The sequence below is a fragment of the Cupriavidus gilardii genome (genome assembly GCF_017598945.1).
Classification (GTDB): Bacteria; Pseudomonadota; Gammaproteobacteria; order Burkholderiales; family Burkholderiaceae; genus Cupriavidus; species Cupriavidus gilardii_E.
The window spans coordinates 105,914-116,389 of record NZ_JAGFTW010000051.1; the positions used below are offsets into that span (position 1 = coordinate 105,914).

General features: G+C 69.0%; 9 protein-coding genes. 1 reads left to right on the forward strand and 8 read right to left on the reverse strand.

Translation table 11 applies throughout. From position 1 onward, the window contains the following. Positions 1-135: 135 nt before the first annotated feature. Entirely contained in the window at positions 136-1,128 is a 993-nt protein-coding gene (locus J5T34_RS19390) for a GlxA family transcriptional regulator (RefSeq protein WP_208581995.1), read from the forward strand. Here J5T34_RS19390 and J5T34_RS19395 read toward each other — a convergent pair. From J5T34_RS19395 to J5T34_RS19430, 8 genes are all read right to left on the reverse strand, one after another. Further along, positions 1,085-1,948, reverse strand: coding sequence for an ABC transporter permease (locus tag J5T34_RS19395; protein WP_208582045.1), 864 nt, complete (start codon positions 1,946-1,948; stop codon positions 1,085-1,087). The two genes, J5T34_RS19390 and J5T34_RS19395, sit on opposite strands and share 44 nt — an antisense overlap. Positions 1,949-2,007: 59 nt before the next feature. Beyond that, a complete protein-coding gene (locus J5T34_RS19400) occupies positions 2,008-3,276 on the reverse strand; it encodes an ABC transporter permease (protein ID WP_208581997.1) in 1,269 nt (422 codons plus the stop codon). A 48-nt stretch (positions 3,277-3,324) separates the two neighbouring features. After that, entirely contained in the window at positions 3,325-4,377 is a 1,053-nt protein-coding gene (locus tag J5T34_RS19405) for an ABC transporter substrate-binding protein (protein ID WP_208581999.1), read from the reverse strand. 63 nt (positions 4,378-4,440) lie between these two features. Then, positions 4,441-5,529, reverse strand: coding sequence for an ABC transporter ATP-binding protein (locus J5T34_RS19410; RefSeq protein WP_208582001.1), 1,089 nt, complete (start codon positions 5,527-5,529; stop codon positions 4,441-4,443). 201 nt (positions 5,530-5,730) lie between these two features. Then, positions 5,731-6,621, reverse strand: coding sequence for an S-formylglutathione hydrolase (gene fghA, locus J5T34_RS19415; RefSeq protein ID WP_208582003.1), 891 nt, complete (start codon positions 6,619-6,621; stop codon positions 5,731-5,733). A gap of 19 nt (positions 6,622-6,640) precedes the next feature. Beyond that, the gene (locus J5T34_RS19420; protein ID WP_208582005.1) at positions 6,641-7,747 is read right to left on the reverse strand and encodes an S-(hydroxymethyl)glutathione dehydrogenase/class III alcohol dehydrogenase; all 1,107 of its coding nucleotides are present in this window, start codon (positions 7,745-7,747) and stop codon (positions 6,641-6,643) included. 182 nt (positions 7,748-7,929) lie between these two features. Continuing rightward, positions 7,930-9,336 carry an NTP/NDP exchange transporter gene (locus tag J5T34_RS19425; RefSeq protein ID WP_208582013.1) on the reverse strand — a complete coding sequence of 469 codons (1,407 nt, stop codon included), beginning with the start codon at positions 9,334-9,336 and terminating at the stop codon, positions 7,930-7,932. A 27-nt stretch (positions 9,337-9,363) separates the two neighbouring features. After that, positions 9,364-10,296, reverse strand: coding sequence for an aldo/keto reductase (locus J5T34_RS19430; RefSeq protein WP_208582016.1), 933 nt, complete (start codon positions 10,294-10,296; stop codon positions 9,364-9,366). Positions 10,297-10,476: the final 180 nt, after the last annotated feature.

A 10,476-nucleotide genomic window follows, 5' to 3' on the forward strand; every position in this document is an offset into this window, starting at 1 on the left:
AGAGAACCGGCGCGAGTGGAATCGCGCAGCAAGATGCATCGCTGAAAGCCGGAACACTGCCTCGTTTACACTGTGGCCTTTCGTTTTTCACCATCCCGCCAGCCGGTCGCGCCGGCCGCTCGCGCTCGCCGCTTCATGTCCCAGCCGTCCCCCGCACCCCATCAGATCGATCTCGTCGTCTATCCCGGCTTCAAGGCCATGGAGGCGGTCGGGCCGATGACGGTGTTCGACTATGCGAACCTGCAGCTGGCCAGGCGCGGCCGGCCGCCCGCCTATCGCACGCGGATCGTCTCGACGCGCGTGGGCCCGGTGCGTTCCGACACGCTGATGACGCTGGAGGCGACCGCGCGGCTCGACACCGTGCTGCTGCCCGATACCGCGGTGATCGTCGGCGCGCGCGATATCGAAGGCGCGTTGCGGGAAGCGGAGGAGATCGTGCCGTGGGCGCGCGCAGTGGCGCCGCGCATCGGCCGGCTGGTGGCGCTGTGTTCGGGGTCGTTCTTTCTCGCCGCCGCCGGCCTGCTCGACGGCAAGCGCGCGACCACGCACTGGAGCGTCGCGCCGCTGCTGAGGCAGCGCTTTCCCGCGGTGACCGTCGATCCCGATGCGATCTTCGTGCGCCAGGGCAAGCTGTGGACGTCGGCGGGCGTCACGGCCGGCATCGACCTGGCGCTGGCCATCGTCGAAGAGGATCTGGGACGCGAGATCGCGCTCGATCTGGCCCGCGAGCTGGTGGTGTTCCTGAAGCGGCCCGGCGGCCAGTCGCAATTCAGCGTGCATCTGGCCAGCCAGACCACCGGCCACGCGGGCGTCAGGGAGGTGCAGGACTGGATCCTGCGCGATCTGACGCGCGCCTTCACGATGAGCGAGATGGCCGCGCGGGCGGCGATGAGCGAGCGCAATTTCCGCCGCGTGTTTGCGCGCGAGACCGGCGCGAGTCCGAGCGCCTTCATCGAATCGGCGCGGCTCGAATCGGCGCGCCGCCTGCTCGAACAGGGCGAGTTGCCGTTGAAGGCGGTGGCCGCGCGCAGCGGCTTCGGTTCCGACGAAGCGCTGCGGCGCGCCTTTCTGCGTCATCTCGGCATCACGCCGCGCGACTATCGCCAGCGCTTCGGTGCGGCGGCGTAGGCCGCGTGTCGGTACTTCCCGCACCGGCCGTTCCAGCCGATTGACGGGCAGCGCGTCCCTGCAGCCATTGCGCCGCGGCCAGCGAGGCGCACGACAGCACGATCAGCAGGCTCGCCACCGCCGTGATGGTGGGGCTGATCGATTCCCGCATGCCGCTCCACATCTGCCGCGGCAAGGTTCGCTGCTCCGGTCCGGCCAGGAAGAGCGCAATCACGACTTCATCGAGCGACGTCACGAACGCGAACACCATGCCTGCGGCAATGCCGGGCGCGATGGCGGGCAGCATGACGCGCCGGAATGCCGTGCCCGGCCCCGCGCCGAGGCTCGCGGCCGCCCACATCAGCCTGTTGTCGAAGCGGGACAGCGTCGCGGTGACGGTGATGACCACGAACGGGGCGCCCAATGCGGTGTGGGCGACGATCAGACCGGCGAGGGAGTTCAGCAGGCCAAGTTGCGCGAAGACGGCGTAGAACCCCACCGCCGTGATGACGACGGGCACGACCATCGGCGCGATGAGTACCGCCATCAGGCCGGCGCGCAGCGGGCACTGGCGCTGGCTCAGGCCAAGCGCCGCCAGCGTGCCGAGTACACCCGCGGCAAGCGTGCTGCCGACGGCCACGATCACGCTGTTCTTCAGCGCCAGCTGCCATGCCTCCGAGCCAAGAAAATCGCGGTACCACCGCAGCGACCAGCCTGCCATCGGATAAGTGAATGACGGCTCCGCATTGAACGACAGCGGGATGATCGACAGGATCGGCGCCAGCAGATAGATCAGGACGCCGGCGCAGAACAGCCGGAGCAGGAGAGACGAGGCGGGCATGGCAACGCGGGTGGGTTGGCGGTGGGACGGCAGCGGGGTAGCAGCGGGGCGGGGCGCGGTCATCCGATCCGCAGGCGATCGATGCCCACGACCCGATGGAACACCGCGTAGAGCAGCACGATGGCGGCGAGCAGGATGGCGCTCAGTGCCGCCGCCATGCCCCAGTTGCTGACCTGGTTGGCGAAGTAGGCGATGTAGAAGCCCAGCATCTGGTCCTGCGTGCCGCCCACCAGCGAGGGCGTGATGTAGTACCCCAGCGCCAGGATGAACACCATCAAGGTCCCGGCGACGACTCCGGGCATGCTCAAGGGAAGGAAGACACGAAGGAAGGCTTTGCGAGGCGGCGCGCCGAGCGAAGCGGCAGCGCGCAGGTAATTGGCCGGTATGGCCTTCATGGCGCCATGCACCGGCAGGATCATGAACGGCAGCAGGATATGGATCATCGCGATCAGCACGCCCGTCCGGTTGTAGATCAGCTCGGGCGGGTGGCCTGGATCGATCAGGCCGGTCCAGGCCAGCAGCGTGTTCAGCACACCCTGGTTCTGCAGCACGACGGCCCATGCGGTGGTGCGCACCAGCAGCGAGGTCCAGAACGGCAGCAGCACGAGCAGCAGCAGGATGCGCGCCGTGCGGGGTCCGGCCTGGGCCATCAGATAGGCCAGCGGATAGCCGAGCAGCAGACAGCCGACGGTCACGCTGAGGCTGACCCCCAGCGTCCGTCCAAGCACGTCGCGATAGATGGCGCTGTCCGGCTCGACGGCGACGATGGCGCCCGACGCTTCGCGGCGCAGATCGAGCGCGGCGAGCAGATAGTGATCGGTGAAGGGCGGCAGGGCTCGGCGCAGCGCCTGCCAGATCGGCGCCTCGTTCCAGGCCGGGTCGATCCGGACCAGCCGGCCCCGAGGCGCGGGCGCGTCGATGCCGTCGTGTTGTGCGATCGTCCGGGCCGTTCGGATCAGCAGCGAGCGTGCGCCGGGGTGATACGTATTGAGCAGGCGCGCTACCGCTGCAACGTCTTCCCGCGAGCCGCTCCGCAGGTCGTCCGCCAGGGCGGCGAAGGCGTGTTCATCGGGAAGCCCGGTGCCATCCCATGCGTGCAATGCCTTGGCCGTGTGCGGCAGCACGCGGCCGATCTCGCGGTTGTCGACGCTTCGTACCAGCAGCGTCGCGACTGGCGCGACGAAGGTGGCGAGCAGAAACAGGAACAGGGGCGCCACCAGTGCCAGCGCCATCAGCCCGCGGCGCGGCGCGATGGCCTGTCGGAATCGGCGGCGTGCTGCGCCGGCGATGGCACCGGCCGGATCGGCGTCGCGCAATGAAATCGACATCTGTGTCCCGTCACGCGGTAGAGGGTATCCGGAGTCCGACCCGCCGCGTCAGCGCGCGAGCCACTGGTTGAAGCGCTCGGTCAGTTCCTGATCGTTGTCCGCCCAGAAGCGGGCCGACACCACGAAGGCGTTCTTGCTGTTCTGGGGCGCGCTGGGCAGGTCCTTGAGAATGTCCGGCGACAAGCGCTGTACCGCTGCCTTGGTGGTGGGCGCGTACCGCAGATAGGCGGGGTGCTTGCTCATGATGTCGGGCCGCGAGGCGAAGGCAATGAACTGCTGGGCCGCGGCCCGCTGCGGCGTGCCCTTGGGAATGGCCCACAGGTCAAAATCCATTGCCTGCCCGTCCCAGACGATCCTGAAGTTCTTGCCGTTGTTCTTGACCGCGTCGAAGACCCGGCCATTCCATGCGGTGGTCATCACGACCTGGCCGTCGGCCAGCAGCTGTACGGGCTGGGCACCGGCGGTCCACCAGACCTTGACGTAAGGCTTGATCTCGTCCAGCTTGCGAAATGCCCGCGCGACGCCTTCCCTGGTGCCGAGTACCCGGTAGACGTCGCGTGCCGGCACGCCATCGGCGATCAAGGCGAACTCCAGCGTCGTGCGCGGCGTCTTCTGCATGGCCCGCGGTCCCGGATATTTCTTGACGTTCCAGAAGTCGGCCATGGTCGTCGGTCCGCCTGCTGGAAAGCGGTCGGCGTTGTACGCGTAGATGGTCGAGTACAGCACGGTGCCGACCGCGCATTCCATGGCAGCACCCTCGACGAATGCCTGCTTGCCGCCGAGCTGGCTGTAGTCGATCTTCTCGAGCCAACCCTCCTCGCAACCCTGCAGCGCCTCGACCGGAAAGATGTCGACCACGCCCCAGGAGACATGACGGCTGTCGACCATCGCGCGGATCCGGGCGACCGAGCCGTCCCACTCGTCCTCGCGGACCGCGATGCCGGTGGCCTTCGCGAACGGCTCGAAGTAGACCTCGCGCTGGCTCTTGCTGTAGGCGCCGCCCCAGGACGCCACGGTCAGCGAGGGCTGGGCCGGCACCGCGGCGGCCCAGATCAGAAACGGCGCGACGGCACCGGCATGGAGCAGGGATGGGATACGCATGGTCGAGAGCGAAAGTACAGGGATGGTGTCGGGAGGGTGGATCGTGCCGGGAGGTTCCGGCATTCAATGCAGGGGCAGAGCGAGGCAGTGGTCCCGCATCCAGCCGATGGCGACGCTGCCGCCGGGGACGAAGGGAGCGCCGGCGCCCTGCGTCGGCGCCTTGATCAGAACCTCGCCCAGGCCGCAGCTGTCCACCCACACCCGCAGGTGGTCGCCGCAGTAGACGACGCCGGCGATCTGCGCCGATGCCGTGTTCAAGCCCGCGGCCGCCGCGGGTGCGAGCACGATCTTCTCGGGACGCAGCGTCAGCGAGGCGGCCTGGCCCTCGCGCAAGCCGGCACCGGCTCGCGCCTGTACCAGCGAACCGTCGGCCAGCCGCAGCGTGCAATGGCCGCCGTCGATGGCGGCGACCTGCGCGGTCAGGACATTGTTCTCGCCGACGAAGCGCGCGACGAAGGCGTTCGCGGGGTTGTCGTAAAGGTCGGCCGGCGTGGCGAGCTGCTGCAGCACGCCCTCGTTCATCACGCCGATCCGGTCGGACATCGTCAGCGCCTCGGCCTGGTCGTGCGTCACGTAGACCACGGTGATACCGACGCGGGCATGCAGCTGCTTGATTTCCCACTGCATCTGCTCGCGCAGCTGCTTGTCCAGCGCGCTCAGCGGTTCGTCCATCAGGATCAGGCTGGGCCGGTACACCAGCGCCCGTGCCAGCGCCACCCGTTGCTGTTGCCCGCCGGAAAGTTGTGCCGGCCGGCGATGCGCGTACGGCTGCAGGCGCACCATCTCCAGTGCCTCGCCGACGCGTTCGCGGATCTGGCGGTTGGCCAGATGGCGCATCTGCAGGGGAAAGGCGACGTTCTCCGCCACCGTCATATGGGGAAACAGCGCGTAGTTCTGGAACACCATGCCGATGTTGCGCCGGTGCGGCGGCACGCGGTCGATGCGTTCGCCGTCCAGATGGATCTCGCCGTGGGTCGGGGCCTCGAAGCCCGCCAGCATCATCAGGGTGGTGGTCTTGCCGCAGCCCGACGGGCCGAGCAGGGTCAGGAATTCGCCCTCGCGCACGCACAGGTCCAGTGCGCGGACGACGGCATGAGCGCCGTCGTAAGTCTTGGAAACCGATGCGAACCTGATGAAATCCCCGCGTGCCATGTGCCGATCCCGTTGTCAGCAGGCATCACCGCGATGCCTGGTGCTGCCGAACGCGATCACGTCTCTGGCAGTTCTGATTCGCGGCGCATGTTGAGCGATCCCGCCTGGCGCGGCTATCGCATTCGGGATTCGGGCTTTAGATAACGCGAAGCGGCGCCGGGAGGGCACCGGCCCGGTGCCCTCCCGCGGGTGGTCTGTCGATCAGTTGCCGGGCGTGCCGTTGGCGCGGGGCGCGCCGTCGCCAAGCTGGCTGGCGTGATGGCGCAGATGGTCCTCCATCCACGTCGCGATGAAGTAATACCCGTGGTCGTAGCCCTGGTGCCGCCGCAGGGTCAGCGGCTGGCCGACCGCGGCGCACGCCGCTTCGAAGGCTTCCGGATGGAGCTGGTCGGCCAGGAATTTGTCCGCCAGTCCCTGATCGATCAGGATGCCGCCGGGGAAGGGCGCGTCGGGTTGCGCCTGCATCAGCGCGCTGGCGTCGTACTGCAGCCATTGCGCACGGTCCTCGCCGAGATAGCGGCTGAACGCCTTCTCGCCCCACGGGCATTGCGACGGCGCGGCGATCGGCGCGAACGCCGATACCGAGCGGAAGCGGCCGCGATGGCGCTGCGCCAGCACCAGTGCGCCGTGGCCGCCCATCGAATGGCCGAAGATGCCGATGCGCTGCGGGTCGGCGCCCAGCTCGCCGACCACCAGATCGTGGAGCTCGCCGACGACATAGCTTTCCATGCGCCAGTGCGCGTTCCACGGTGCCTGCGTGGCATCCAGATAGAAGCCCGCACCGGCCCCGAAGTCCCATTCGTCCGCCTCGCCGGCAATGCCGGTGTCGCGGGGGCTGGTGTCGGGCGCGACCAGGATCAGGCCGAGCTGCGCCGCGAGCCGCTGCGCGCCGCCCTTGATCATGAAGGTCTCTTCGGTGCAGGTCAGGCCGGCCAGATAGAACAGCGCCGGCCGCGGCGTGCCGACGCCGGCGAGCGCCGCCGGCGGCAGGAAGACCGAGAAGCGCATCGGCAGCCCGACCGCGGTCGACGCATGCCGGTAGAAGCGCTGCACGCCGCCGAAGCAGCCGTGCTCGGAGAGCAGTTCGAGCATGAGCGTTGCGCCTCCGGCCTCAGTAAAGCACCACCGAACGGATCGACTCGCCGCGCTTCATCAGGTCGAAGCCCTCGTTGATCCGCTCCAGCGGCAGCGTATGCGTGATCAGGTCGTCGATATTGAGCTTGCCGTCCATATACCAGTCGACGATCTTCGGCACGTCGGTGCGGCCGCGGGCGCCGCCGAACGCCGAGCCCTTCCACTCGCGGCCGGTCACCAGCTGGAACGGGCGGGTCGAGATCTCGGCGCCGGCCTCGGCCACGCCGATGATGATCGACTTGCCCCAGCCCTTGTGGCAGCACTCCAGCGCCTGGCGCATGACCTTGGTGTTGCCGATGCATTCGAACGAGTAATCGGCGCCGCCGTCGGTCAGGTGCACGATATGGTCGACCACGTTCTCGACGTCGTTCGGATTGACGAAATGCGTCATGCCGAATTGCCGCGCCAGCGCCTCGCGATTCGGGTTGATGTCGACGCCGATGATCTTGTCGGCGCCGACCATCTTCGCGCCCTGGATCACGTTCAGGCCGATGCCGCCCAGGCCGAACACCACCACATTGGCGCCGGCCTCGACCTTCGCCGTGAACAGCACCGCGCCCACGCCGGTGGTCACGCCGCAGCCGATATAGCAGACCTTGTCGAACGGCGCGTCCTCGCGGATCTTCGCCAGCGCGATCTCCGGCACCACGATGTGGTTGGCGAAGGTCGACGTGCCCATGTAGTGGAAGATCGGCTTGCCGTCGAGCGAGAAGCGCGAGGTGCCGTCGGGCATCAGGCCCTTGCCCTGGGTCGCGCGGATCGCCTGGCAGAGATTGGTCTTGCGCGACAGGCAGAACTTGCACTGGCGGCATTCGGGCGTGTAAAGCGGAATCACATGGTCGCCGGGCTTGAGCGAGGTCACGCCGGGGCCGACCTCCGTGACCACGCCGGCGCCCTCATGGCCGAGGATGGCGGGGAAGATGCCCTCGGGGTCCGCGCCCGACAGCGTGTAGTAGTCGGTATGGCAGATGCCGGTGGCCTTGATCTCGACCAGCACCTCGCCGGCGCGCGGTCCGGCCAGATCGACTTCCTCGACGGTCAACGGGGCGCCTGCTTTCCAGGCGACGGCGGCTTTGGTTTTCATGGCGGCTTTCCTTCGGTGGCGACGCGCGGGTGCGCGGCGACGATACGATCGATCGGTGGTTGGCGGCCCGGCGGTGCCGGTCCCGCATGCTCGGCTGACACTGTAACGCCTGCGGCGTCGGGCGGGCGGGGCGGTCTGGCCCGCTTGGCCCCGCATGCCGCCATTTTGGCCGAATGCGAGGGCTACCGGCCCGGCATGCGGGCCGCGGCCTCGGCCGTGGAGGTGGCGGCCCGCGCAGGCAGGTCGGCGGCCCCCTGGTGACGCCGGCCCAGCCACCAGCCAAGCAAGCCCCAGACCAGGGCGAGCACGGCGCCGGCCACGGCCACCACCGCGGGATGGCCGGCCAGCGCATCGATGCCGGTCTTGACCCAGGCGCTGACGGCATCGCCGGCGCGATAGACCATCGTGTCGATGACGTTCTTGGCCTTGTACTTGGTCTCGGCATCGACCACGGTGAACAGCATCTCGCGGCCGGGCCGCACCATCGCATACTCGCCGACGCGGCGCAGCACCATCACGCCGGCCAGCACGCCGAACACCGGCCAGATCGCCAGCATCACGAAGCCGCCGGCCACCGCCAGCGGCACCACGGTCAGCAGCGCGGTCACGCCGTAGCGCCGCGCCACCTGGCCGGAGAAAAACAGCTGGATCGCGATGGTGGCGGCCTGCACGATCGCGTCGATCGCGCTGAACACGCGGGTCTGTTCGGTGCGGCTCGGGAAGGTCTCGGCGACCAGCCGCGCCTGTTCGAAGTACAGGAAGGTGCTGGCGGTCGACAGCAGGATCACGAACAGCGCGATGCCGAGCAGATAGCGCGAGCGCGCGATCAGCGTCAGGCCGGCCAGCAGGCTGCCGCCGATCGGGTCGCGCGGATCGTCGCGCGGCGCGTCTGCATGGTGCACCGAGCCGGCACGCGCCGCCGCATCGCGCGGCGGGATGGCGCCGACCGCAGCACCGGCCCCGGCCCGTGCCCGCCAGCGAAACAGCCACGCACAACCCGGCAGCGTCGCGGCCAGCAGTACGGCCGACAGCAGCATCAGCCCGGTCAGCCCGATGGGTTCGACCAGCCAGCCCGACAGCAGCGGCCCGGCCAGGCCGCCGACGCTGGCGCCGGCCGCGATCACCGGGAACAGCCGGCGCGCCTGCTCGGGGCGGAACACGTCCGCCATCAGGCTCCAGGCCACCGACACCACGAACAGATTGAACACCGACAGCCACACGTAGAACACGCGCGCCAGCCAGACATCGTCGGGCCGCGCCCGCGTGGCCAGCGCGAAGACCAGCAGATTGGCGATGAAGAACGCATAGACCCACGGCACGAAGCGCCGCCGCGGCAGCCGCGAGCTGACCAGGCCGTACAGCGGAATCGCGGCCAGCATCACGACGAAGGTCGCGGTGAACAGCCATTGCAGGTTCCGCACGCCGCCGGCGATGCCCATCGTTTCCCGCACCGGCCGCAGCATGAAGTAGCTGGCAAACAGGCAGAAGAAAAACACGAAAGCCGCGACCACGGCCGCGTGTTCGCCGGGACGGATGCCCAGTGCGCCGAGGCGGCCGGGGCTGGGCGGCGGTGACGGAGCGGCGGCCATGCCGTGTTCGAGCGGGTGGGTGGGGCGCTAGGCCAGCAGCGCGGCGATCTGCTCGCGCTGCTTCGCGTCCGGCATCCGGCCAAGCGCCGCGCCGAGGTTGTCGCGCATATGGCGCGGATTGGAGGTGGCCGGAATCGCCGCGGTCACCGCCGGATGGCTGACGATGAATTTGAGGAAGAGCTGGCCCCAGCTGCTGCAATCGAGATCGGCAGCCCACGGCGGCAACGGCCGCCCTTGCACCGCGCGGAACAGCCGCCCGTCCTGGAACGGCCGGTTGATCAGCACGCCGATGCCGCGCTGCCGGCACAGCGGCAGCAGCCGGCGTTCGGCCTCGCGCTCGCCCAGCGAATAGTTGATCTGCACGAAGTCGATCTTCTCGTTGTGCACGATCTGCTCGAGCCGCTCGTGCGCATCGGCGCGATAGTGCGTGACGCCGATATAGCGCGTCTTGCCCTGTTCCTGCAGGCGGCGCAGGAATCGCAGGTTCTCCTCCCAGTCGATCAGATTGTGAACCTGCAGCAGGTCGACGGTCTCGCTGCCCAGCTCCTGCTGCGAACGCGCCCATTGCGCCGGCGCGCCGCTGGCCGATGCCGAGATCTTGGTGGCGAGGAAGACCTGCCTGCGGCCATTGTGCAGGCGCAACAATTCGCCGGTCACCGCTTCGGCCGCCCCATAGCTGGGCGCGGTATCGAGAACGGCGCCGGGCGTTCGCAGCAGCAGCGACATCACCTCGGACAGCGGGCTCTGCTGCAGGCCCTGGGTGCCGGCGTCGAAGGTGTCGGCGGTACCGAGCCCGATCACGGGCAGCGTTTCGCGCGTGCCCGGAATGGCGCGGCGCAGCGGGCCGGCGCCTGCGGCAGCCGGCGCGGAAGCGGTTCCGGATTGGGCGCGTACCGCGGGCGTCAGCGCGCCCGCCAGCGCGGCGGAACAGGCAAGGAAGCGACGACGATCGATGGGCATGGCGGCTCCTGTTGGCCGGCGATCATCCGGCCATTGTAGGCAAGGAGCGGCGGAACAGGGGGGCGGCGGCCACATGGCGAGAACATGCGCGTCGCTTGGCCAGCGGGGATGGGGGCAGGGGTGGGGGCGGGGACGGGGGGGGAGGGGTGGGTTGGCCTCTCCCCCAACCCCCCGTCTCTT